20 protein-coding genes and 2 pseudogenes are annotated in these 21,475 nt (G+C 74.9%); 15 read left to right on the top strand and 7 right to left on the bottom strand.

The window, feature by feature from the left end; genetic code table 11:
* Positions 1-129: 129 nt before the first annotated feature.
* Positions 130-1,683, bottom strand: coding sequence for an AMP-binding protein (locus tag ACZ52J_RS17115; protein ID WP_465619599.1), 1,554 nt, complete (start codon positions 1,681-1,683; stop codon positions 130-132).
* A gap of 228 nt (positions 1,684-1,911) precedes the next feature.
* Between ACZ52J_RS17115 and ACZ52J_RS17110 the strand changes: the two genes are divergently transcribed.
* From ACZ52J_RS17110 to ACZ52J_RS17080, 7 genes are all read left to right on the top strand, one after another.
* Positions 1,912-2,532 (top strand): AAA family ATPase, encoded by a 621-nt coding sequence (locus ACZ52J_RS17110; protein WP_465619598.1) that lies wholly within the window; start codon positions 1,912-1,914, stop codon positions 2,530-2,532.
* A 261-nt stretch (positions 2,533-2,793) separates the two neighbouring features.
* A complete protein-coding gene (locus tag ACZ52J_RS17105; protein ID WP_465619596.1) occupies positions 2,794-3,546 on the top strand; it encodes a thioesterase II family protein in 753 nt (250 codons plus the stop codon).
* A 96-nt stretch (positions 3,547-3,642) separates the two neighbouring features.
* Positions 3,643-4,887 (top strand): styrene monooxygenase/indole monooxygenase family protein, encoded by a 1,245-nt coding sequence (locus ACZ52J_RS17100; protein ID WP_465619594.1) that lies wholly within the window; start codon positions 3,643-3,645, stop codon positions 4,885-4,887.
* 101 nt (positions 4,888-4,988) lie between these two features.
* Positions 4,989-5,444: an archease gene (locus ACZ52J_RS17095; RefSeq protein WP_360491201.1), complete on the top strand. Its 456-nt coding sequence runs from the start codon at positions 4,989-4,991 to the stop codon at positions 5,442-5,444.
* Positions 5,445-5,516: 72 nt separating this feature from the next.
* The gene (locus ACZ52J_RS17090) at positions 5,517-6,953 is read left to right on the top strand and encodes an RtcB family protein (protein WP_360491198.1); all 1,437 of its coding nucleotides are present in this window, start codon (positions 5,517-5,519) and stop codon (positions 6,951-6,953) included.
* A gap of 159 nt (positions 6,954-7,112) precedes the next feature.
* Positions 7,113-8,126, top strand: coding sequence for an ABC transporter ATP-binding protein (locus ACZ52J_RS17085; protein WP_465619591.1), 1,014 nt, complete (start codon positions 7,113-7,115; stop codon positions 8,124-8,126).
* Entirely contained in the window at positions 8,123-8,959 is an 837-nt protein-coding gene (locus ACZ52J_RS17080) for an ABC transporter permease (RefSeq protein ID WP_465619589.1), read from the top strand. The genes ACZ52J_RS17085 and ACZ52J_RS17080 overlap by 4 nt, the downstream gene beginning before the upstream one ends.
* A gap of 130 nt (positions 8,960-9,089) precedes the next feature.
* On the opposite strand, the gene ACZ52J_RS17075 is transcribed toward ACZ52J_RS17080, so the two are convergent.
* A complete protein-coding gene (locus ACZ52J_RS17075; protein ID WP_465619587.1) occupies positions 9,090-10,016 on the bottom strand; it encodes a LysR family transcriptional regulator in 927 nt (308 codons plus the stop codon).
* A 174-nt stretch (positions 10,017-10,190) separates the two neighbouring features.
* Between ACZ52J_RS17075 and ACZ52J_RS17070 the strand changes: the two genes are divergently transcribed.
* Positions 10,191-10,862 (top strand): type 1 glutamine amidotransferase domain-containing protein, encoded by a 672-nt coding sequence (locus ACZ52J_RS17070; protein WP_465619585.1) that lies wholly within the window; start codon positions 10,191-10,193, stop codon positions 10,860-10,862.
* A gap of 73 nt (positions 10,863-10,935) precedes the next feature.
* Here ACZ52J_RS17070 and ACZ52J_RS17065 read toward each other — a convergent pair.
* Positions 10,936-11,064, bottom strand: a pseudogene (locus tag ACZ52J_RS17065) (hexameric tyrosine-coordinated heme protein); the annotation flags it as partial.
* A 197-nt stretch (positions 11,065-11,261) separates the two neighbouring features.
* Here ACZ52J_RS17065 and ACZ52J_RS17060 point away from each other — a divergent pair.
* Positions 11,262-11,480, top strand: a complete 219-nt coding sequence (locus ACZ52J_RS17060; RefSeq protein WP_465619583.1) for a hypothetical protein — start codon at positions 11,262-11,264, stop codon at positions 11,478-11,480.
* Here the strand turns inward: ACZ52J_RS17060 and ACZ52J_RS17055 are convergent.
* A pseudogene (locus ACZ52J_RS17055) lies at positions 11,458-12,991 on the bottom strand (carboxylesterase/lipase family protein). The gene ACZ52J_RS17060 and the pseudogene ACZ52J_RS17055 overlap by 23 nt on opposite strands.
* 113 nt (positions 12,992-13,104) lie before the next feature.
* On the opposite strand from ACZ52J_RS17055, the gene ACZ52J_RS17050 reads away from it, so the two are divergent.
* The 6 genes from ACZ52J_RS17050 (at position 13,105) to ACZ52J_RS17025 (ending at position 19,011) form a co-directional block, all read left to right on the top strand.
* Positions 13,105-13,701, top strand: a complete 597-nt coding sequence (locus ACZ52J_RS17050; RefSeq protein ID WP_465619581.1) for a TetR/AcrR family transcriptional regulator — start codon at positions 13,105-13,107, stop codon at positions 13,699-13,701.
* A 214-nt stretch (positions 13,702-13,915) separates the two neighbouring features.
* Positions 13,916-14,962, top strand: coding sequence for a TIGR03617 family F420-dependent LLM class oxidoreductase (locus ACZ52J_RS17045; RefSeq protein WP_465619579.1), 1,047 nt, complete (start codon positions 13,916-13,918; stop codon positions 14,960-14,962).
* Positions 14,963-15,262: 300 nt separating this feature from the next.
* Positions 15,263-15,691, top strand: coding sequence for a hypothetical protein (locus ACZ52J_RS17040; RefSeq protein WP_465619577.1), 429 nt, complete (start codon positions 15,263-15,265; stop codon positions 15,689-15,691).
* Complete coding sequence (locus ACZ52J_RS17035; protein WP_465619575.1) at positions 15,688-17,604, top strand: GMC family oxidoreductase; 1,917 nt, start codon at positions 15,688-15,690, stop codon at positions 17,602-17,604. The genes ACZ52J_RS17040 and ACZ52J_RS17035 overlap by 4 nt, the downstream gene beginning before the upstream one ends.
* Entirely contained in the window at positions 17,601-18,443 is an 843-nt protein-coding gene (locus tag ACZ52J_RS17030; RefSeq protein WP_465619573.1) for a hypothetical protein, read from the top strand. The genes ACZ52J_RS17035 and ACZ52J_RS17030 overlap by 4 nt, the downstream gene beginning before the upstream one ends.
* A 103-nt stretch (positions 18,444-18,546) precedes the next feature.
* A complete protein-coding gene (locus ACZ52J_RS17025) occupies positions 18,547-19,011 on the top strand; it encodes a hypothetical protein (RefSeq protein WP_465619571.1) in 465 nt (154 codons plus the stop codon).
* On the opposite strand, the gene ACZ52J_RS17020 is transcribed toward ACZ52J_RS17025, so the two are convergent.
* The 3 genes from ACZ52J_RS17020 to ACZ52J_RS17010 all read right to left on the bottom strand — a co-directional run bounded on the left by ACZ52J_RS17020 (position 18,977) and on the right by ACZ52J_RS17010 (position 21,323).
* Positions 18,977-20,041, bottom strand: a complete 1,065-nt coding sequence (locus ACZ52J_RS17020; protein WP_465619569.1) for a bile acid:sodium symporter family protein — start codon at positions 20,039-20,041, stop codon at positions 18,977-18,979. The genes ACZ52J_RS17025 and ACZ52J_RS17020 overlap by 35 nt on opposite strands.
* Positions 20,042-20,142: 101 nt before the next feature.
* A complete protein-coding gene (locus ACZ52J_RS17015; protein WP_465619567.1) occupies positions 20,143-20,457 on the bottom strand; it encodes a hypothetical protein in 315 nt (104 codons plus the stop codon).
* Positions 20,454-21,323, bottom strand: a complete 870-nt coding sequence (locus tag ACZ52J_RS17010; protein ID WP_465619670.1) for an isocitrate lyase/PEP mutase family protein — start codon at positions 21,321-21,323, stop codon at positions 20,454-20,456. The genes ACZ52J_RS17015 and ACZ52J_RS17010 overlap by 4 nt, the downstream gene beginning before the upstream one ends.
* Positions 21,324-21,475 lie beyond the last annotated feature (152 nt).

Below are 21,475 nucleotides of genomic sequence, written 5' to 3'. Positions count from 1 at the left end.
TGCGGGGAAGGCCGCCGGGGGAGGTATCGGCAGGTCGGGCCGCACGGTCGAGTGCCCACGGACGGTTTTCCCGCTGGGGGCCGCGCGAGAGGTCGCCCGCGTGGGCGCTCGAAGCACTGACGGGGCGCGTCACACCCCTTTGCGCGCCCCTGCGGTGGCGGCGGCCCGGCCGGTGCCGTCGTCCACCAGGGCGCGCAGGAGACCGAGGTCCGGCTTTCCGAGGCCGTTCAGCGGGATCGCGGGCAGGAGCTGGATCGTGTCCGGAGCGCACCGCGTGCCGCAGTGCTGCAGGCTCCAGCGGTGCAGCTGCTCCACCGTCGCCCGGGCGCCGGGTCTGAGCGCCACCGCGGCGTGGACGCGCTCCAGCCGGTCCGGGTCGGTGGTCGTGAACACCACCGCCTCCCGGACGTCCGGATGGGCGCGCAGCGGCTCCTCGATCTCGCGGGGGAACACATTGTGCCCCTCGACGATGGCCATCGGGTCCCACCGCCCTGCCACCGTCAGATAGCCCGCCGCGTCCAGGCTGCCCAGGTCGCCGGTGTGCAACCAGCCGTCCCGCAGCACCCGCGCCGTCAGCTCAGGATCGCGCCAGTACCCGGCCATCGCGGTCGGCGTGCGGACACAGATCTCCCCCGTCCGGCCCGGCGGCAGCGGCGCGCCGTCCTCGTCCAGGATCCGCACCCCGGTGTCCGGGAACGGGCGGCCGGCGGTCGACAGCAACCGCGGGTCCAGGTGCTCGTCCGGGCCCAGCCGGGCGACCGGCCCGCACTCCGTCAGGCTGTAGGTCTGGTGCAGCACCCGGCCCAGCCGCCGGGTCGCCTCCGCCAGCCGCCGCGGCGAGGGCGGGCAGCCGGTGTAGCCGACCCGGCGCAGACTGCCCGTGTCGGTCGAGGGCAGCAGCGGGTGGTCCAGCAGCCGGTAGAGCAGGTGCGGCGGCAGGTACATCCGGGAGACCCGGAACCGCTCCACCGCCGCCAGCACCGCCTCGGCGTCGAACCCGTCCTGCAGCACCACCGTGCCGCCCGCCGCCAGTGCCAGGTCCGCCGTCGTACCACCGCCGTGGCAGAGCGGGGTGCACAGCAGGAAGGTCGAGCCGGACAGCAGCGGCGGGCGCGGCGGCCGGGCGAAGCGGCGCAGCACGCCCTTCGGCCGTCCCGTCGTGCCGCCGGTGAACCGCACCGCCATCACGTCCTCCGGTGCGTACCGGGGTCCGAGCGGGGCGGGGGAGCAAGCGGCGGCGAGCTCCAGGAGGTCCACCCCGAGCCCGAGCGGCGCCGGGCCGAGGGAGAGCAGGACGGCCCCGGGCACCGCGCGTGCGATCCCGTCGGCCGCGGCCGAGCAGCGCAGGGGGTCGAAGACCAGCGCCGACGTCCCGGCGAACTCCGCCAGTGCCACCTGCTCCGCCACCGGCCCGTCCGGGTACGGCATCGCCACCCGACAGCCCAGCAGGTTCGCCGCCAGCCGCACCAGCAACGCCTCCGGCCGACTCCCGGCCAGCACCGTCACCCCGTCCCCGCGCCCCAGCCCGATCCGCTCCAGCGCCCGGGCGGTGCGGTGGACCGCGTCCAGACAGTCCTGCCCGGTCAGGGTGCCGTCGTGCCCGTACCGGACCGCCACCCGCCCGGGCTCCCGCGCCAGCCCGCCCAGCACCAGCCCGGTGTACGTCGGACCCGCCTCAGCCATGACCTGCCTCCTGTCTGACGGAGCGTCAGCCTAATGGAAGAGCGGCCCCAGGGATGTCCTGCGGTCGCCCCGGACCACAGGAGCACCGCCGGCCGCAGCCCGGACCGAGGACCTTCGGGCGGATTCCGGCCCGCCTGGACGACCTCGCCCTCGGGGTCATGCCGCGCGGGGTTGTTAGGGTTCCCGGTCGGACGTGAACGGGGGAAACGGGTGGGCGGCAGGGTGGATGTGGATGCGGTCGTGGCGCCGTGCGGGGTGGTGGACCTGCGCGGTGCGGCCGGGGCGGGGTTCGTCGCGGCGTACCCGGCCGATGCCGTGGTGGTGGTATCCGGGCTGCCGGGCGCCGGCAAGAGCACGCTGCTGCGCCGGTGGTCCGGGACGACGGTGCGCACGGTGGACCCGCGGACGGTGCACGAGGCCTGCGAAGCGGTGATGCCGGCCCGCCTGCCGTACGCCGTGTACCGGCCGTGGGCGCGGCTGGAGCACTTCCGGCTGCTGCGCGCCTCGGTGCGGGGCGGCGGGCCGCTGCTGGTGCACGACTGCGGCAGCCGCGCCTGGATGCGGCGCTGGCTGGCCCGGGAGGCGGGCCGCCGGGGCCGGGAGCTGCACCTGGTGCTGCTGGACGTCGGCGCGGCCACCGCGCTGGACGGCCAGCGGGCCCGCGGCCGGCATGCCTCCGCCCGGGTGTTCGCCCGCCACCGCCGGGGCCTGGACCGGCTGTTGGCCACCCTCACCCGGCACGTGCGGTCGGACGGGCCGATGCCGACGCCCGAGGCCTCGTCCGTCCTGCTGCTGGACGCCGCCTCCCGCTCCCGCGCGGAGACGGTGCGGTTCGGAACGGAAGGCTGAAATTCGGCGGACCGAAGCCGGCGGACCGGACTCGGCGAGCTGAACTCGGCGGACTGAACTCGGCGGGCCGAAGGTCGGGGGCCCGCGCTCAGCGGTCGGCGCGGCGTTCGGCCTCGGCATGACCGGAGACTCCGCGGGTGTCCCAAGTCCCGGGCGGTGGCGGCGGACCGCCGCGCGTGATCACCACAACACCCCGTGGCCACTCCCGCGCTGCCAGACTGGGACCAGCACAGTCCGTCACGGAGAGAGGCCACACCCCGCATGCCCAGCAGCGCTGCCGTCGACAACCCGTGGTTCCGCCGGTTCAACCCGTCCGACTCCGCGCCGGACCGGGTCGTGATCTTCCCGCACGCCGGCGGCTCGGCCAGCTACTACCTGGAGTACGCCAACACGCTGGCGCCGCACGCCGATGTGCTCGCCGTCCAGTACCCGGGCCGGCAGAACCGCTTCCTGGAACCGCCGATCAGCTCCGTCGGAGAGCTCGCCGAGCAGCTGTACCGCGAGCTGCGGGACTGGACGGACCGGCCGCTCACCTTCTTCGGCCACAGCATGGGCGCGGCCGTCGCCTTCGAGACCGCCCGGCGCTTCGAGCGCGACGGCGTGAAGGGCCCCGAGCGGCTGTTCGTCTCGGCCGGCCGCGCGCCCTCGCTGCCCCGGGACAGTGAGATGCACAAGCTGCCGGACGACGAGCTGCTCGCCAAGATCGTCGAACTCGGCGGCACGGACGAGCGGATCCTCGAGCTCCCCGCACTGCAGGAACTGATCCTGCCCGCCCTGCGGGCCGACTACACCGCCATCGAGACGTACCGCTGCGCCCCGGACGCGACGGTGTCGGTGCCGATCACCGGCCTGGTCGGGGAGACCGACCCGAACGCCACGGTGGAGCAGGTCGGCCAGTGGGACCGGCACACCACCGGCGGCTTCGACCTGCGGGTCTTCCCGGGCGGGCACTTCTACCTGGCCGACCGGACCGCCGAGGTCGTGGAACTGCTCACCGCCCGCCTGCGCGGCTGAGCCCGCCCGGCCCGCCGTCCGCACTGGTGACCGAGCCCGTCCGCTCGGCTACTGTGCCTGCTTGACGAGTCGTCAGCAAACCACCGGGAGGCCGAGTTGCGCCGGATCGCCGTCGTCGGAGCGGGCCAGGCCGGCCTGCAGTTCGCGCTCGGGCTGGTGGCGGACGGGTACGAGGTGACGCTGGTCGCCGAGCGCACCCCGGAGCAGGTCCGCGGCGGGCGGGTGCTGTCCACCCAGGCGATGTTCGGCCCGGCGCTGCGGCTCGAGGCGGCGGCCGGGCTGGACCTCTGGGCGGACCGGGCGCCGGCCGTCTCCTCGGTCGAGGCGGTGCTGGCGGCGCCGCCCGCCGTCCGGGCACTGGAGTTCACCATGACGCTCGACGAGCCCGCCCAGTCGGTGGACCAGCGGCTCAAGCTGGCCGGCTGGCTGGAGCTGCTGGCCGAGCGCGGAGCCCGGGTCGAGTACTGCGCGCTGGACCGGGACGGGCTGCGCGAACTGGCCCGGCAGCACGAGCTGACGGTGGTCGCGGCCGGTCGCGGCGAACTCGCCGGGCTCTTCGGCCGCGACGCCGCCCGCTCGCCCTTCGACCGGCCGCAGCGGGCGCTGTCCTGCCTGTACGCGCACGGCGTCGGCGCGCCCGACCCGGCCGCCGGGCCCAAGGCGCGGATGCACGCCCTGCCCGGCCTCGGCGAGCTGTACCTCCAGCCGGCGCTCACCCTCTCCGGCCCCTGCGCGATCCTGCTGTGGGAGGCGCTGCCCGGCGGTCCGCTGGACGCGTTCGGCGACAGCCCCGAGCCGGACGTCCAGCTGGCTCGGATCCGCACCCTGTTGGGCGAGTACCTGCCCTGGGAGGCGGAACTCTGGTCGGAGGCCGAGCCGACCGACGCCGGGGCCGGGCTCTTCGGCGCGGTCACCCCGACGGTCCGGCATGCGGTGGCGGAGCTGGGCTCGGGCGTGGACGCCGTCCACGTGCTGGGCCTCGGCGACGCGGTGGTGGTGAACGACCCGATCACCGGCCAGGGCGCCAACAGCGCCGCCCGCGCGGCGGAGGCCTACCGGCGGGCCGTCGTCGAGCACGGCAACGCCCCGTTCACGGCCGACTGGATGTGCCGCACCGCCGAGCGGTTCTGGCAGCAACACGCCCGCCACACGGTCGAGTTCACCGCCGCGATGCTGACCATGCCGGACCACCTGCAAGGTGTGTTCGCGGCTGCCGCCGAGCACGAGGAGGTCGCCCGCCGCCTCGCCAACACCTACGTCGAGCCGAGCGACCACGCCGCCTGGCTGGCCACCCCCGAGCTTGCCGCCGCGTACCTCGCCTCGCTGGGACGTACGCGGTAGGACTCTCCCGGCGGCCGGCCCGGGACGGCCGCACTTGCCCCCGGGCCGCTCGCGGGACGACGCTGGAGTGAGGACGGCAACGGGTTCGGGAGGCGTCACTCGTGGACGGACACGAGCCCGCGGGCCCGTCCGACAGCGGTCACCGGAGCGTGCCGCACACGGCGGACCTGCGGGTGGAGGCCTGGGCGCCGACGGCCGAGGGCTGCATCGGCGAGCTGGTGCGCGCCGTCGTGGACAGTTTCGCCGAGCTGAGCGGCGCGCGGATCGTCGGCGAGCGCGGCTGCACCGTCCTCGGGGTGAGCGACGCGGACCTGCTCGTGGGCGTCCTGGAGGAGGTCATCTACCGGATGGACGCCGACGGCGAGCTGCCTGTCGCGCTGGCGATCGGCCGTATCCAGGGGCTGGACGGCGCCCGGACCGTGGCGATCCGCTTCCGGATGGCCGAGGCGGCCACCGCCGCGCTGGTCGGCGCCGTGCCGAAGGCCGTCTCGCTGCACGACCTGGACCTGCGCGCCGGGCCGGGCGGCTGGACCTGCCAGGTCACCGTGGACGTCTGAGCGCCGATGAGTGCCGATGAGCGCCGAAACGCGGGAACACGGGAAAGTGGGGGCACAGGAGCGCGGGAGCGGGTGAGCGAGGTGGAGATCGCACTGACCGCGGCGGGCCGCCACCGCTGGCGGATCGAGCCGCGCCCGCCGATGCGGGTGCCCGGCGTGGTGTTCGCGTCCGACGCGCTGCTGCCGCAGGCCGCCGGCGACAAGGCACTGGAGCAGGTGGCGAACGTGGCGACGCTGCCCGGGATCGTCCGCGCCTCCTACGCGATGCCCGACGTGCACTGGGGCTACGGCTTCCCGATCGGCGGGGTCGCCGCCACCGACGTCGACGAGGGCGGGGTGGTGTCCCCCGGCGGGGTGGGCTTCGACATCTCCTGCGGGGTCCGGCTGCTGGCCGCCGGCGTCGACCGCGACGAACTCGACCACGAGCGGATCCGCCGCCTCATGGACCTGCTGGACCGCACCGTCCCGCGCGGCCTCGGCCGGGGCGGCCTGTGGCAGCTGTCCGGACCGGAGGAACTGGACGAACTCCTGCTCGGCGGCGCCCGCTACGCCGTCGAGCACGGCCACGGCGTGCCCCGCGACCTGGAACGTTGCGAGGACTACGGGGTCCTCGACGGCGCGGCCCCCGGCGAGGTGAGCACCCGCGCCGTGCAACGGGGGCTGCAACAGGTCGGCAGCCTCGGCTCGGCCAACCACTTCCTGGAAGTACAGGCCGTCGACCGGGTGCACGACCCGGCCACGGCGGCCGCCTTCGGACTGCGGCCCGGCCAGGTCTGCGTCATGATCCACTGCGGCTCGCGCGGCCTCGGCCACCAGATCTGCACCGACCACGTGCGCGCCATGGACCGCGAACTGCACCGCTACAAGATCGACCTCCCGGACCGCCAACTGGCCTGCACCCCGGTCGACTCGCCCCGCGGCCGCGCCTACCTGGGCGCGATGACCGCCGCCGCCAACTACGGCCGGGCCAACCGGCAGCTGCTCTCCGAGGCGGCCCGCCGCGCCTTCGCCACCGCGCTCGGCATCGGCCTGGAGCTGGTCTACGACGTCTCGCACAACCTCGCCAAACTGGAGACCCACGAGGTGGACGGCGTACCCCGGAAGCTCTGCGTCCACCGCAAGGGCGCCACCCGCGCACTGCCGCCCGGCGACCCCGACCTGCCCGCCGACCTCGCCGCGGCCGGGCAGCCGGTCCTGGTGCCGGGCACCATGGGCACCGCCTCGTACGTCATGGTCGGCCTGCCCGACAACGAGGCCTTCCGCTCCGCCTGCCACGGCGCCGGGCGGCTGCTCAGCCGGCACCAGGCGCTGCGCACGGTGCGCGGCGAGCAGCTGAAGAGCGACCTGGAGGCGCGCGGCATCGCGGTGCGGCCCGCCTCGTGGCGGGCCCTGGCGGAGGAGACACCCGAGGCGTACAAGGACGTCGACGCGGTGGCCGCCGTCACCGAGGCCGCCGGGCTGGCCCGGCAGGTCGCCCGCCTGGTGCCGCTGGGCGTGTGCAAGGGGTGAGCCGCCCGCCCGCCCGCCCGCACGCACGGCGCGAGCCGTCACCCGCCCGCACGGCGCGAGCGGGTAACCGTCCCGGCCGCGTCTCTCGACTACTCCGGCCGGGCGCGCTTTGATGTCGGACGCATCCGTCGCCAGAGCAGGAGCGAGCAGGAGGTGGCCATGCCGCAGAACGGGGACACCCACGGACCGGACGACGGCACCGGCCCGGTGATCGAACTGCGCTCGCTCACCAAGCGGTACGGCAGCACGGTCGGCATCGAGGGGCTGGACGTGTCGGTCACGGCCGGCGAGGTGTTCGGACTGCTCGGCCCCAACGGCGCCGGAAAGACCACCACCCTGCGCTGCCTGGTCGGACTGCTCGGCCCCACCGACGGGCAGGTGCGGGTGCTCGGCCTCGACCCGGTGGCCGACCACCGCCGGCTCGCCCCCTCGATCGGCTACCTGCCCGGCGAACTGCGGCTCTACCCCGAGCTCACCGGGCAGCAGACCCTCGACCTGCTCGCCGCCCTCCAGGGCGCCCCCGTACCGCGCCGGCGCGAGCTGTGCGAGCGGCTGAAGCTCTCCCGCGCCGACCTGGCGCGCCCGGTCGGGGAGTACTCGCGCGGCATGAAGCAGAAGCTCGGCCTCGTCCAGTCGTTCCAGCACCGGCCGCCCGTGGTGGTGCTGGACGAGCCGAGCGAGGGGCTGGACCCGCTGCTCCAGGAGACCTTCTACGAACTGCTCGCCGAGGAGGCCGCCGCCGGGCGGACCGTACTGCTCTCCAGCCACGTGCTGCCCGAGGTGCAGCGCACCTGCGGCCGGGTCGCCATCGTGCGCCACGGCCAGCTGGTGACCGTTCGCTCGGTGGCCGAACTGCGCCAGGCCCGGGCCCGCCGGGTCCGGCTGGTCTTCGCCGACGAGCGGGGCGCCCGGCCACTGGGCGCCGCCGAGCGGTGGTCCCCGCGCTGGGACGGCCGGCGGGTCGAGCTGCTGGTGCCGCCGGACGAGGTGGTCCCGGCCGTGCGCACCCTGCTGGCCGAACTTCCGGTCACCGACCTGACCGTGGAGGAGGCGGGCCTGGACGAGGCCTTCCTCGACCTCTACCGCTCGGACGAGGACCGCCGCTTGCCCGACGACCGCCGACCGGAAGCCGAGGATCACGACCAGCGGCCGGAAGCCGAGGAGAAGCCGTGAACCCGGGCACCGTCAGCCGCCGCCTCCCCCTGGTCTGGCTCGCCCTGCACCGGCGGCGCCGGATGCTGCTCTCACTGCTGCTCGGCATGGTCGTCTTCGAGACCCTGATCGTGGTGATCGCCGGGACCGTCCCGCCCGGCGATCTGTTCGGAGCCGCCCGCCGCAATCCGCCCGGCGCGTTCCGGGCCTTCAGCGGCTCCAACGGCGACATCTCCATCGCCAGCTACCCCGGCCTCCTCGGCGCCGGGCTCACCCACCCGTTCTGGATCGCCCTCCACCTCACCGTGATCGGCTCGCTCGGCGCCGCCGCCGTCGCGGCCGACGTCGAGTCCGGCACCATCGAGCTGCTGATGACCCGCCCGGTCTCCCGGCGCCGGCTGCTCGCCGAACGGGCCGGCGCCCTGGTCGCCGCCTCGGTGCTGCTCAACGCCGCCGCCACACTGACCGTCGCGCTCGGGGTCGCGTTCTCCCCGAAGCTGCGCGACGCCGTCCCGGAGAGTGCGGTGCTCACCGCCGGACTGCTCGGCTGCGCCCTCGCGTTCTGCCTGACCGGCCCGGTGCTGGCGGTGTCCGCGCTCAGCCGGCGGCGGGCGTACGTGATCGGCGCGGCCGTCGTCTTCGGCGCGGTCGGTTTCGCGCTCAACTTCGTCGCGCTGGCCTGGTCCCCGGCCAGGCCGCTGCGCTACCTCAGCCCGTTCCACTACTACGCCCCGGGCGACGTGCTCGGCCACGGCGGTGTGCCGTGGGCGGCGCTGGGGGTGCTCACCGGCGTCGGCCTGCTCGGTCTGCTGGCGGCGTTCCGCTTGCTGGAACGGCGAGATCTCGCGATCTAGTACCGGTCCGGCACCCGGCTCGGCCCGGACGACCGCGCGGCGCAACGAGGATCCGCGCGGCGCAACGAGGATCCGCGCGGCCTTCGACCGGACCCGCGCCTCGCCGACCCGCGCGACGCTCCGTAGGGCCTCAGCCCCAGGCGCGGGCCACGGCCAGCAGGTGATCGCGGACCAGGGCGACGTGCGGGTTGGCCGAGCCGGCCGGGCGCCGGACCAGGTAGGCCGTGTTGATCGGCGGATCGGCCGGCTTGTGCAGCAACCGCAGCGCCCCGGAGGCGAGTTCGGCCCGGCACAGGTAGCCGGGCAGCACGCTCCAGCCCGCGCCCGCCGTCACCGCCGCGAGCACCGCCCGCAGGTCCGGCACGGTGAGCGCCGCCCGGGCGTGCAGCCGCCGGTCGAAGACGTGGCGCCAGTAGCGGCGGGCGATCGGCAGGTCCTCGGCGTAGCTGAGCAGCGGCACCTCGGCCAGGGCCTCGGGCAGCTCCCGGCCGGCCAGCTCCCGGGTGGCCAGCCGCTCGGCCCACACGGGGGCGGCGACCAGGACGAACTCCTCGTCGGCCAGCGGCTCGGCGAGCAGCGTCCGGCCGCGCGGGCGCCGGGTGGCGACCACCAGGTCGTGCCGCCCGGCCCGCAGTTCCTCCAGCAGCGGGTCGGTCAGCCCACTGGTGACCCGCAGCTGGACGCCCTCGGCGACCAGTGGCGCCAGCTTCGCCAGCAGGACGGTGCCGAGGAACTCCGCCGGCCCGGCCAGGTGGACCGGCTCCGGCACGCCGCCGCCGCGCCCGTCGGCGAGGCCCGCCAGCTGGTCCAGCGGCACCGCGAGGCGGGCCGCGAGGTCGTCGGCGTACGGCAGCGGGCTGACCCCGCGTGCCCGGCGCTCGAAGAGCTCCCGGCCGAGCCGCTGCTCCAGCGCGCGGATCTGCGCGGTCACCGTGGACTGGGAGAGGCCCAGCAGGTGCGCGGCCGCCGTGAAGGAGCCCGCGCGGTGCACGGCGAGGAAGGTCCGCAGTTGGTTGAGGTCCAGCGGGCCGGAACCCGGCAGCAGCCGATCGCTCATGCCGCGAGCCTACGGGATTCCGATGGCTGGGCCGCCCGTGCGAGACATCGGGATTCCGATGCCTCGCATCGCGTGGCCCATTGGTTCCTGTGGGCTCGCCGGGTCTAGCGTCGACGGTGTGAGCGCCGCGACGGGATCGTCGCGGCAGGGACCGCACCACTGGAGGCACCCACCATGGCCGACATCCTGTTCGTCCTGACCGGCTCGGACGTCTGGACGCTGAAGGACGGCACCAAGCACCCGACCGGCTTCTGGGCGGAGGAGGCCGTCGTCCCGTACCAGGCTCTCACCGCCGCCGGCCACCGGGTCACCGTCGCCACTCCGGGCGGCGTCGTCCCGGTCGCCGACCGGGCCAGCCTGACCGACCCGGCGATCGCCGAGGCGCTGGAGGCGATCGACGAGTTCCGTCGGCCGCTGGTACTGGCCGAGGTCGACCCGGCCGACTACGACGCCGTGTTCTACCCCGGCGGCCACGGCCCGATGGAGGACCTGGCGGTCGACGCCGACTCCGGCCGGCTGCTCACCAAGGCGCTGACCTCCGGCCGTCCGCTCGGCGTGGTCTGCCACGGCCCGGCCGCCCTGCTCGCTGCCCGCACCGAGGACGGCGGCTCGCCGTTCGCCGGGTACCGGCTGACCGGCTTCACCAACGACGAGGAGACCCAGGCCGGCCTGGCGGACCGGGCGCCCTGGCTGCTCCAGGACCGGCTGGTCGCACTCGGCGCGGACTTCGAGGAGGGCGCGCCCTGGGCGCCGCACTCGGTGGTCGACCGCAACCTGGTGACCGGTCAGAACCCGGCCTCCTCGGCCCTGGTGGCCGCCGAGCTGCTCAAGCTGCTGCAGGCGTAGCGGCGGCGTCCGCCCCGGAGCGGGCCTGCTTCCGCCCCGGCGGCTGCGGGTCCGGCCGCCGGGGACGGCCAGGTCAGCGCCAGTAGTCGTTGGCGGCCGCGATGGTGGCGAACTCGATGGCGACCACGTGGGCCACGGCGACGAGCGAGTCGGGGTCCTCGGCGTATTCGGGGCGCAGTCGCTTGCGGACCTCGTCGTCGGGCTGGGTCGCCCTGTGGACGACCGGGGTCCATTCCGTGGCCTCCTCCCAGCGCGGGGCGTCAGCCGGTGCCGGTGCCGGTGCCGGTGCCGGGTGTCGGGGGCCTCTCTGCGCTCCCTGGGGCTTGCTCGCGGGCTCGGACGGCGACGCGCCTCTCGTCGTACAGGTGCACGGTCCGCACGGGCGGTTCCACCGGCCCGGTGCCGCGCAGCAGGGCGACGTCGGTCCTCGCCGCTGTCACCGTCCACGCCGTCCACGCCGTCCACGCCGTCCACGCCGTCCACGCCGTCCACGCCGTCCACGCCGTCCACGCCGTCCACGCCGTCCACGCCGTCCACGCCGCTGTCACCGCCCTCGCCGAGCGGATCGGGCCCGGCGTGGGCGGCGCCCCCTGCGTCAGTGGAGGTCGTAGGCGGTGAGGGGGTGCCCGGCCCAGATCTCGCGGGCGGCCTGCTCGGGGTAGCGGACGGTCTCCGAGCGGGCGTCGAGGACCCGGGTGAGCTGCGCGTCCGGATCGAAGGAGGGCCACCCCGGGTCGCCGGTGGTGGCGAACCGGATCCAGGCCCGCTGCAGCTCCTGTGAGACCCGCACGACCTCCGGGGAGGGCGGGTCGCCGAGGAACTGCCGACCCGTCGGGCTGCCCAGGGTGCCGAAGGCGAGCGGGACGTCCAGCCCGTGGCAGGCGCCGAGCGCGCCGCCCATCGCGGGGGCGGGGAGGGCCAGTTCGAAGAGGTACGAGGTGCCGCCGGCCGTGGCGTTGGCCTCGGCGAGCTGGAGGGACGGCATCCGGAAGAGGGCGTCGGAGCTGACCGCCTCGAGCAGGTCCGAAGCGGTGGCTCCCGGGTACGCGGCGCGGTAGTCGTCCGGGCCGGACGGTGCCGGGGCGAACAGCTCCAGCGCGAGGCGGGCCTCCTCGTCAGTGAAGGTGCCGTGTCGGCCGCTGAGGACGCTGAACAGGCGGAACTCGTCGCGGGTGTGACCGATGAGTAGGTCGATGCCCTCGGCCCGGCCGGTGGCCAGGACGGACCAGGGCGCGCCGGGCAGGACCTCGCCGTCGACGACCGGGAGGGTGGCGATGCCGCTCTGCGCGAGCCGCCCCCAGCGCGCGAGGTGCTGGGGGAGCGCCGCGCCGAGGTCGGTGACCGTCGCGGCCAGGCGCCAGGGGTCGACCTCGGCCAGGGCGGCGGCCGTGGGGGCGGTGCCGACCAGCTTCGCGAGTTCGGCGGTGACTTCGGCGGCCAGGGCCGGCGTGCAGAGGGTGCCCGGGACGGTGTGGGCGACGGCCCGCCGGAACAGGCCGCGCGCCTCGCCCATGGTCAGCAGCGCGGCGATCGAACCGGCGCCCGCGGACTGGCCGGCGACGGTCACCCGGTCCGGGTCGCCGCCGAACCGGGCGATGTTGCGTCGCACCCACTCCAGGGCCGCGATCTGGTCGAGGAAGCCACGGTTGGCCGGGGCGCCCTCCAGCAGCGCGAAACCCTCCGCGCCCACCCGGTAGTTGACGCCCACCACGACCAGGCCGGCCAGGTCGAGCCCGGCCCGGGCGAGCTCGACCGGGTCGTAGAGCGGGTCGCCGGAGGTCCCCGACATGTACCCGCCGCCGTGGATCCAGACCAGCACCGGCAGCCCCGCCCGGCCGGGATCCGGGGTGCAGACGTTGAGGGTGAGCCAGTCGGTGCCCTCGGACGGCTCCGCCTGCAGCGGACCGGACTGCGGGACGACGGGGGCCGAACTCGAAGGCCTCGCGGACGCCGTCCCAGCGCTTGGGCGCGGCGGGAGCGGCGAAGCGGAGCGGTCCGACCGGCGGCTGGGCGTAGGAGATGCCGCGGAAGACCGCGAACCCCCGGTCCGGGAAGCCGCGGACGGTTCCCTCGGTGGTGTGGGCGACGGGCCGCGTGAGCGTGTGGGCTCCTCCCTCGGATGCCTCCAGCGTTATAGGTCAGGTGTATTATGTCAAGCGTATGGGAACGTTCCGCGGGAATGCCGGACCAGGAAGCCGCGCGGGAACGCGAGCGGGAACGGGATTCGGAGGTGTGGCAGGGCATGCCCAGACAGGTGGACCACCAGGAGCGCCGGGAGGCCATCGCCCGGGCACTGTGGCGGGTGGTGGAGCGGCGCGGCGCCACCCACCTGACGATGCGCGAGGTCGCCCAGGAAGCGGGCATGTCGCTGGGGCAGCTCCAGCACTACTTCACCTCCCGCTCGGCGATGCTCGCCTTCGCCATGGACTTCGCCGGCGAGCAGAGCGCACTGCGCGTCGGCCGAGCGCTGGCGGAGCTCGGCGACCGGCCGCACCCGCGCGCGGTGCTGCGGGCGATGCTGGTCGAGATGCTTCCGCTGCACGCCGACGCGCGGGCGACCAGCCGGATGGGCGCCGCCTACGTCCTGGAGGCGCTGCACGACGAAGAGGTGCACGCGCGGGCGCGGGGCGGGCTGCTGCAGGGGCGGGCCATGGTGGAGCAGGTGGTCCGGCAGGCGGTCGCGGACGGGCGGATCGCGGCCGACCGCGACCCGGTGGTGGAGACCGACCTACTGCTGGCGCTGACCGGGTTCGCCACCCTGCTGGAGCTGAACGTGGTCGAGCCGGCCGCCGTGCTCACCGCCGTGGACCGGCACCTGGACCGGCTGTTCGCGGCGTAGCGCGGGGGCGGGGCCGTCGAAGGGAGCCAGGCGAGGACGGGCCGGGCCGGTGCGGGGTCGCATCGGTCCGGGGTCGCGTCGGTGCGGGTCGATGGTGGGCCGGGCCGGGTCGGGTCGAGGGCGGGCCGGGTCGGGTCGAGGGCGGGCCGGGTCGGTGCCGAGGGCGTGGCAGGCTACCCGGGTAGCACCGCAGCCCCCGACCAGGAGCACCGCCATGGACCGACCCGCCGCCTTCCGCCTCGACGCCACCGCCTCCGGCCACCCGGCGGGCATCCTGGACGCCGCCGAACGCGCCGAACGCCGGGGCATGGACCGGCTGGTGGTCGCCGAGACCGCGTACGACCCGTTCCTCCAGCTCGCCCGCGCCGCCGACCGGACCACGTCGATCGAACTGGCCACCGGCATCGCGGTGGCCTTCGCCCGCACCCCGATGACGTTGGCCTACCAGGCCTGGGGGCTGCACGCGGCCTCCGGCGGACGGGCCGTCATCGGGCTGGGCTCGCAGGTCAAGCCGCACATCGAGAAGCGCTTCGGGATGCCCTGGGACCGTCCGGCCGCCCGGATGCGCGAGTACGTGCACGCCGTGCGAGCGATCTGGGACAGCTGGCAGACCGGTGAACGGCTGCGCTTCCGGGGCGAGTTCTACACCCACACGGTGATGACCCCGGTGTTCTCGCCCGACCCCGTCCCGGCCGGGGTGCCGAGGATCCTGCTCGCGGGCGTCGGGCCGCTGATGACCCGCACCGCCGGGGCGGTGGCCGACGGGTTCCTGAGCCACCCGTTCTCCTCCACCGCCTACCTGGCCGAGCAGGTGCTGCCCGGGCTGGCCGAGGAGCGGGCGCGGGCCGAGCGGGAGGGGGCCGCGTGGACGGCACGGCCGTTCGAGATCGCCGGCAACGTGCTCACCGCCGCCGGGCGCACCGAGCAGGAACTGACGGCCAATCGGGCCGCGACGCGTGAGCGGCTCGCCTTCTACGCCTCCACCCCGGCCTACCGCCCGGTGCTGGCGCAGCACGGCTGGGAGGGGCTGCAGGAGGAGCTGCACACCCACTCGGTGCGCGGACGCTGGGCGGAGATGGCCGCGCTGATCGACGACCGGGTGCTCGACGCCTTCGCCGTGTCCGGGTCGGTCGAGGAGGTCGCCCGGGAGATCCGCCGCCGGTACGCGGGCCTGGTCACCAGAGTGTCCGTCAGCCTGCCCGAGGACGCCGACCCGGAGCTGGGCCTGGACGTGCTGGACGCGGTGCGCGCCCTGGACTGACTGCCGAGGACTGATCGCTGAGGACTGACCGCCGATGACGATCGCCGACCTTCGATGATCGAAAGCTGGCGTCATATGGGCGAACTGGGTGGGTGACCGGTCGGCAGGTGATCAAGTCCGGGCAGATTCGGGCAACGGGTTTCCGGTGGTGAGTGCCGGCGGCAGGATCGCGGTGGCAGTTCCGGCCGTGCAGTGAGGCATGGGCGCTCCGGACCTGTCATGTCTTGGCCATCCGACTGGCCATTCGTTTCCCGGCCACCGGTTCCGTGGCCGTCCGCTGTCGATCGTGGGGGTGCCCGCGTGTCCGTGTCCGACGATCGTCCGGCCGACTTCGACCTGGCGCAGCACTGGGACCCCGTCGAGGCCGACGAGGCCGACGAGCTGGCCGACCCGGAGGAATTCCTGCGCGTCTGCGCCGAGCTGACCGGCTTCGACGTACCCGAGCTGCGCGCCACCGGCATGGCCGAGGAGCACCACCGCACCGTGCTGGCCCACTGGGTCCGCGACGAGCACGCCCTCGTCCACCTCTGGTACGTCGGTGCCTGGCCCGGCGAGGCACCCAGCTCCGCCCGTGCCCACGACCAGGGCCTGGTCTGGCGGACCTTCCGGGCCACCCCGCCCGGTGCTGCTGCGCCCGGGCACGGCAGCTGGGCCGGGGCACCCCGGAGCGGGGCGCCCCGGGCCGAGGCGCTCCTGGTCGAGGCACCCCGACGAGGCGAGGCCCGATGACCGCGCGCTGGGACGCCGTTGTCGTCGGCGCGGGCTTCGCCGGAACCCTGGTCGCCCACCACCTCGGCGCGCAGGGCTGGCGGGTGCTCGTCCTGGAGGCCGGCCGGGCCGCGCCCACCGGCGCCGAGGTCTCCGCCGCCCACCGCGCGGCCGGCGGTGGACCGCCCACCTCGCCCTACCCGCACAACCCCGAGGCGCCGTCCCCCGATGTCACCGACCTCACCGGTCTGCCCGACGGCGGCTTCACCGCCACTGGCCACCTGCGCCAGCACGGGCCGCTGCCGTACGCCAGCGGCTACCTGCGCGCCAATGGCGGCACCGGCCTGCTGTGGACCGGGCTCACCCCGCGCATGCACCCCGAGGACTTCCGCACCGGCGACCTCGGCCACGGCCGCAACTGGCCGATCGGCTACCACGACCTGGAGCCCCACTACCGCGCCGCCGAGCACGAACTCGGCGTCGCCGCCGACGCCGAGGCGCAGCGCAACGCCGTCGGACTGCCCATCCCGGACGACTACGCCTTCCCGATGCGCGCCATCCCCGCCAGCTTCCTCGACCGGCAGCTGGCCGACGTGTTCGACGGCCGGACCGTCCGCGACCCCGCGATGCCCGGTCCCGCCCGGCTCGCCGTCACCGCCACCCCGCACGCCCGCAACGGGGTGCCGACCGACGTGGTACCGGCCAGCGGGGTACCGACCCGCCCGGGCTCCGGCGACGGACCGCTCTGCGCGGGCAGCGCCGGCTGCGTCCCGGCCTGCCCGACCGGGGCCAAGTACACCCCGCTGCGCACCCAGGCCCGCTGGGCGGCCGGAGTGGAGCTACGCACCGAGGCGGTGGTCAGCCGGGTGCTCGCCGACCCGGAGAGCGGGCGGGCCGGGGGAGTCGAGTACCTGTCCGGCGGCACGGCCCACCGGGTGGAGGCGGACCTGGTGGTCCTCGCCGCACACGCGATCGAGAACGCCCGGCTGCTGCTCCTCTCCGGCCTGGCCAACCGCAGCGACCAGGTCGGCCGGAACCTCATGGACCACCCGGCCCTGCTCACCTGGGGCCTGATGCCCCGCCCGGTCGGCCCCTACCGGGGACCCGGTTCGACCAGTGGCCTGGAGGCCTTCCGCTTCGGCCCGGGCCGTGACCGCCGGGCACCGTTCCGGATCGAGATCGGCAATTGGGGCTGGTCCTGGGCCGGCGGTGCGCCCGAGGCCGAGGCGGCCGCGCTGATCGCCGGCGGCCCGCACGGCAGGGGACTGCGCGGCAAGGAGCTGCGCGAGAGCCTCGGCGACCGGCTCGGCCGCCAGTTCTCGCTCCAGTTCGAGCTGGAACAGCCCGCCGACCCGGCCAACCGGGTCACCCTCGACCCGGCGCGGCGCGACCCGCTCGGCCTCCCCGCACCGGCCGTCCGCTACGACCTCTCCGATTACGTCCGCGAGGGCATGGCCTCCGCCCGGGCCGTCTCCGACCAGCTCTTCGCCCTGCTCGGCGCCGAGGACCACACCACCTACCCGGCGGGCGCCTGGCCGGGCCGGCTGGAACACCGGGGAGCCGTCCACGGCTACCGGGGCGCGGGCCACGCCGGCGGCACCCACATCATGGGCGACTCGCCCGCCACCTCCGTCGTCGACCACTGGCAGCGCTGCTGGGACCACCCCAACCTGTACGCCGTCGGCTGCGGCTCGATGCCCTCGCTCGGCACCTCCAACCCCTCGCTCACCATGGCCGCGCTCGCGCTGCGCAGCGCCGAGCGGATGCACCGGGACCTGCTGGAGCTGCACCGCCGGGCGGTGGTGGCACCCCCGCCGGCCGTCACGCCCCCGCCCGCCGTCACACCCCCGGCTGTGGTCACGCCCCCGACTGTGGTCACGTCCTCGGCCAACGCCCGTACCCCCGAACCTCCTTCGCCCTCGGAGCCCTCATGACCGGCCTGCCGCTGCCGCCCGTACCGGAGCCCTACCACCTGCCCTTCCACTACGGCGCGCTGCACAACATCGGCGTCGACTACCTGGTCGATCGCGAACGGGCGCGCGAACTGCTCGGCAAGCGCCACCCCGGGCTGAACGCCGCCGCCTTCGACGGCGGGGCGTGCGTGTCGCTCAACTACCAGCTCTACTTCGCCCAGTACCCGAACGGCGGCGGTATCACCCAGGAGCTGGAGATCAACCTGGTCGCCCACCCGGTGTTCGCCGAAGACCGGATCCCGGCCGTCAACTACGGCCAGTACGCCCGGGGTTACGACCAGACCAAGCTGCTCGGCATCGCCCGCCTGCACGTGCTCTGCGACAACCCGCTGGCCATCGACGCCGGACGCCGGCTCTACGCCGAGCCCAAGCACCCGGGCTGGTTCGAGACCACGCTGCCCTCCCTCAACGCGCCCGCCGTGCGCGAACGCTGGTCCGTCTCCTGCCGCCGCGCCACCCTCGGGCCTGACGGTCTGGACCGCCACGACGAGGAACTCCTCGCCCTGGACGTCAACCTGGTCGGTCTCACCGCCGAACCGGTCAACAACACCCCGATCACCGGCTACGGCACCGACGACGAGGGCAAGCTGCTCGCCGGTCCGCTCAACGTCTACCAGCCCTACCGCTACTACGCGCTGGACGACCGCACCGCCGACCGCGTCCGGCTCGACCTCGGCAACCCCGCCGAGGAGTCCGCCCGCGACCTCGCCCACCTGATCGCCGACGCCCCGGCCGCCGGGGTCTGGACCTACCAGTCCCCGCCGGTCGCCGCCCACAACCGCGCCTACTACGTCCGATGACGACCGACCACGTCACCATGGCCATGGTCATGGTGACGTGGTCGGCCCGGCGTCTCGGCCGGGAGCCTGAGGGCCGGTCGGCCTGTTAGGGTCGCGCCTCGACATGGACGACACCCATCAGCAGGACGACGTCGAGGCGCTGCGCCGGCTGCACGACGGCGGGGACTACCGCCGACTGGCCGAACGGACCTCGAACCCGGACGTGCTGCGCCAAGTGGCCAGGGGCGAGTACCCGTTCGTCTGGCATGCGATCGCCCGGAACGCCGCCGCGCCAGCCGACCTGTTGGCCGCGCTCGCCCTCCGACGGCACAGCACCTGGAACGACAACCACCTGCTGCTGTTGCTCGCCGTCCACCCCGCCCTCACCGGTGCGGCCCTGGACGGGCTGGTCGACCTGGTGGCCGAACGGCTGAGGGAGGGCGACCGCCCGTACGCGGCGGTGCTGGAGCTGACCCGACGGCCGGAGCTGCCGGCCGAGCGGCTGCGCCGACTGGGACACCTGCCCGGGGCCTCGACCCGGCTGCGCCGGGGGATCACCCGGGCGCTGGCGGCGCGCCCGGACCGGTGAGCGCGGCCGGCGCCTGCCCGTTGAGTGGAGCTGTGGCGGCAGTGGTGGCAGTGGCAGTGGCAGTGGCTACGGCGGGGGCCCGGGACCAGTGCCCGGCGAGGACCGTGCCGACGACCAACTGGAGCTGGTGGTAAAGCATCAGCGGCAGCACCAGTACCCCCGCCTCCGGCCCGAACAGGACGGTGGCCATCGGCAGCCCGTTGGCCAGGCTCTTCTGCGAACCGCATAGCACCGCCGCGATACGGGCCGCCCGGTCGAGCCCCAGCAGTCGCGCCCCGAGCCCGGTGGCGGCCAGGGCGGCGGCGAGCAGGGCGAGGAGCACCGCGAGGAGCCCGAACAGGGCGGCGGGAGTGGCCAGGCTCCAGATGCCCCGGGCCACCGCCGCGCTGAACGCCGTGTAGACCACGAGCAGGATCGAACCGCGATCCACCGGGGTCAGCCCCCGTTTGTGGCGGGCCAGGAAGCCGCCGATCCACGGCCGCAGCACCTGCCCCAGCAGGAACGGTGCGAGCAGTTGCAGCCCGATCCGCAGCAGCCCGTCAGCGGACAGCTCGGCGTGTGAACCCAGCAGGCAGGCCGCCAGCAGCGGGGTGAGGACCAGCCCCGCGAGGCCGGAGTAGGTGCCCGCGCAGATCGCCGCCGGGACATTGCCCCCGGCGCTGCCGGTGAGCGCCACCGAGGACTGCACCGTCGAGGGCACCAGGCAGAGGAACAGCACCCCGGTCTGCAACTGCCCGGTCAGCGGCACCGGCGTGAGCAGCGTGGTGGCCAGCCCGAGCAGGGGAAAGAGGCCGAAGGTGGCGGCCAGCACCAGCCCGTGCAGCCGTAGGTGCCGCAGCCCGGCCAGCGTCTCGCGCGTGGAGAGACGGGCGCCGTAGAGGAAGAACAGCAGCACCACCGCGAGGTCGCAGGCCGCCTCGGCGACCCGCGCCGACCCGCCCGAGGCCGGGAAGAGCGCAGCCAGGCCGACCGTCCCGGCCAGCGCCGCCAGGTACGGATCGAGCCACCGAGGCCGCAGCCGACGTGGCACCGCCCGACGTGGCACCGGCCGACGCGCCCGAAGCCCGTTCCTCCGTCCCCCGGGCGGTCGTTCCTGCCGTCCCTGCCGCTTCGAGTCGGCCGGACGGTCGCTCACGGGCCGCCTCCCGCCACTGGGCGGAGCGCGGGCCCGGCCGACGAACCCGGCCCCAGGACACCGCCCACCAGCGAGCCCGCGCCGTCGTGGTCGCTGCCCGCCGAGCCGCTGCCGTTCTGGACATTGGCCGTCCGGTCGATCTCGAGCCAGGAGTCCGCGTGGGAGTTGTCCACGACCGTGATCAGACTGCCGGCGGCCGCGGGTGCGACCCCGCCCGCGAGCACAGCGCACGCCCCGGCCAGCCCCAGCGCGCCGGCCCGCAGGACGGCAGCCGCCGAGGGCGGGGCGGGCCCGCGAGGCCCGGCCCTCACGCCGTCACCGCCGTCAGCCCCCGGGAGCGGGAGATGTTCCGCTCCAGCAGCTCGGTGGACTCCCGCACGCCGATCTGCCGGCTCTCCTCGGCTGCGGCGGGCAGTCGCCCATCGGCGACCTTCAGCCCGGCCAGCGCCTCCTCCATCGCCCGGTGCGCGGCGAACAGACAGGGCGTGCTGTAGATGGCCACGTCCACCCCCAGCTCCGTCAGCTCCGAGAGCGAGAGCCGGGGGGACTTGCCGCCGCCGATCTGGTTGAACAGCAGCGGCTTGTCGCCGACCACCGCGCGGATCCGGCGGATCCACGCCTCGCTGCGCACGCCGTCGACGAGCACCACGTCGGCGTCCGTGGCGGCGAGCGCCCGGGCACGGCGCAGGATGTCGTCCTCCTCGGTGGCGTCGGTGCGGGCGACCACCACGAGGTCCGTCCGGTTGGCGAGGACGAGCTCCAGCTTCGCCAGGTACTCCTCCAGCGGGAGGACCTGCTTGCCGTCCGCGTGACCGCAGCGGCGCGGCCGCTTCTGGTCCTCCAGGATCACGCCCGAGGCGCCGATGCGTTCAAGCCGGCGCACGACATGGCAGGCCACCTCGGGATCGACGTACCCGTCGTCGATGTCCACCAGCAGGTGGTGCAGGGGGAACGCGCCGCGCAGCCGCTCGACGAAGGCGACCATGTCCGGCCAGGCGATGAAACCGATATCGGGCAGCCCGTAGTAGGAGGCCGCGAAGCCGAAGCCGGAGACGAACATGCCGTTGTAGTGCTCGGCCGCGATGGAGGCCGAGTACATGTCGTAGACGCCGATCAGGGGCGTGGTGCCGGGGCCCGCGATCTCCTCGCGGAGCCGCTGCCCGGGGGCGTCCGCCATCGTGATTCCGTGGAACAAGGCCTTCTCCTCACCTGGGATGACTTTGCCTGGACTTGGTGTTCGCTAGACCAAACTGAGGTGTCATCACTATGCGCCCTTTAATGTTCCGTGGGCAAATCTTTAAAGGAGATTCCCCCGTTGGAGTGAAGGCC

Source organism: Kitasatospora sp. NPDC034035 (assembly GCF_055575755.1).
The sequence above is the reverse complement of the archived record's forward strand: the minus strand, read 5'-3'. Positions and strand labels throughout refer to the sequence as shown.

Bases quoted from the DNA above. Each gene is read 5' to 3' on its own strand.
- ACZ52J_RS17115 (WP_465619599.1), bottom strand. From the start codon at position 1,683: ATGGCTGAGGCGGGTCCGACGTACACCGGGCTGGTGCTGGGCGGGCTG.
- ACZ52J_RS17105 (WP_465619596.1), top strand. From the start codon at position 2,794: ATGCCCAGCAGCGCTGCCGTCGACAACCCGTGGTTCCGCCGGTTCAAC.
- ACZ52J_RS17085 (WP_465619591.1), top strand. From the start codon at position 7,113: ATGCCGCAGAACGGGGACACCCACGGACCGGACGACGGCACCGGCCCG.
- ACZ52J_RS17075 (WP_465619587.1), bottom strand. From the start codon at position 10,016: ATGAGCGATCGGCTGCTGCCGGGTTCCGGCCCGCTGGACCTCAACCAA.
- ACZ52J_RS17070 (WP_465619585.1), top strand. From the start codon at position 10,191: ATGGCCGACATCCTGTTCGTCCTGACCGGCTCGGACGTCTGGACGCTG.
- ACZ52J_RS17050 (WP_465619581.1), top strand. From the start codon at position 13,105: ATGCCCAGACAGGTGGACCACCAGGAGCGCCGGGAGGCCATCGCCCGG.
- ACZ52J_RS17045 (WP_465619579.1), top strand. From the start codon at position 13,916: ATGGACCGACCCGCCGCCTTCCGCCTCGACGCCACCGCCTCCGGCCAC.
- ACZ52J_RS17035 (WP_465619575.1), top strand. From the start codon at position 15,688: ATGACCGCGCGCTGGGACGCCGTTGTCGTCGGCGCGGGCTTCGCCGGA.
- ACZ52J_RS17030 (WP_465619573.1), top strand. From the start codon at position 17,601: ATGACCGGCCTGCCGCTGCCGCCCGTACCGGAGCCCTACCACCTGCCC.
- ACZ52J_RS17025 (WP_465619571.1), top strand. From the start codon at position 18,547: ATGGACGACACCCATCAGCAGGACGACGTCGAGGCGCTGCGCCGGCTG.
- ACZ52J_RS17010 (WP_465619670.1), bottom strand. From the start codon at position 21,323: ATGGCGGACGCCCCCGGGCAGCGGCTCCGCGAGGAGATCGCGGGCCCC.